This is a genomic window from Aeromonas sp. Lyrl_2 (assembly GCF_051948815.1).
In the GTDB taxonomy this organism is placed as follows: Bacteria; Pseudomonadota; Gammaproteobacteria; order Enterobacterales; family Aeromonadaceae; genus Aeromonas; species Aeromonas veronii.
In genome coordinates this window covers 1-982 of the sequence record NZ_JAYJLJ010000061.1, presented here as the reverse complement: position 1 = coordinate 982, position 982 = coordinate 1, and the positions used below count along the sequence as shown (strand labels likewise).

Sequence of the window (982 nt, the reverse complement as noted above, 5' to 3'; positions counted from 1 at the left end):
TGTATCCATGATGGTAGACCTCAAGGTGATGGCCTACTTCAAGATTAGCCTTTCAACACGTAATTGGGACAGAGTGTCTAGTCCTGAAATAGGTTTACACATTTTCAACTAGCATTTCTCTACTCAGAACCCCCTATGTGCCGCATCGGGGGTTCTGTATTTCAACGCATGATGCGGCCGCTCCGCGTTGTAAATATCCACCGCTTCACGCACCATCTCCCGCGCTTGCGTCAAATCCTGCGGGCTTTGCAACAATAACTCTCCTTTCAAAATCCCGTTCACCCGCTCCGCCAACGCATTCTGGTAACAGTCATACCCATCCGTCATCGAGCACTTCACCCCGTACCGTTCATGTAGTGACTGATACAGCCCAGAGCAATACTGCACGCCGCGATCCGAGTGATGGATGAGTTCACCGCCGCCACGCCGTTGCTTCAGTGCTTTCTTGAACGCCATCGCCACCGACTCCGCGTGCATTCCTTCGTGTACGTGGTGGCCTACTATCTTGCGTGAGTACGCATCCGTCACCAGGCTCAGGTACAGCGGCCCGCTCCTGGCTGGCAGATAGGTGATATCTGCGACCCAGACCTGCTCCGGGGCCACCGGTGTGACCTGCTCTGACCCCGCCTTGAGCAAGTTGGGATGACGGTAGAAACGGTGAAAACTATGGGTGGTCTTGTGATACGCCCGCCTGGGCAGCACCAGCAGGCGGTGCTCGGCCAATATCTGAAACAGCCTGTCCCGCCCGACCTTGAGCCCGCCATCATCCTGACCCTGCAGCAGATAATGCAGCTTGCGAGTGCCCACCCGCGGTTGTCGCAGTCGAACCTGACGCACGAAGCGCACCACCTGCAATTCCTGTGGATGGCGCTCGTCGGCTACCCGATTGCGCTTGTAGTAAGCCTGCCGGCTTATCCTCAGAAACAGGCAAGCCCTGACAATGGTCAGCCTCTCGACTTGCCGCTGCGAGAGGACTTGCCGG

1 protein-coding gene is annotated in these 982 nt (G+C 56.7%); it reads right to left on the bottom strand.

Annotated features, from left to right (window positions below):
* Positions 1-123: 123 nt before the first annotated feature.
* The coding region (locus tag VF684_RS20900) for an IS3 family transposase (RefSeq protein WP_440174397.1) at positions 124-982 on the bottom strand (859 nt) is incomplete at its 5' end.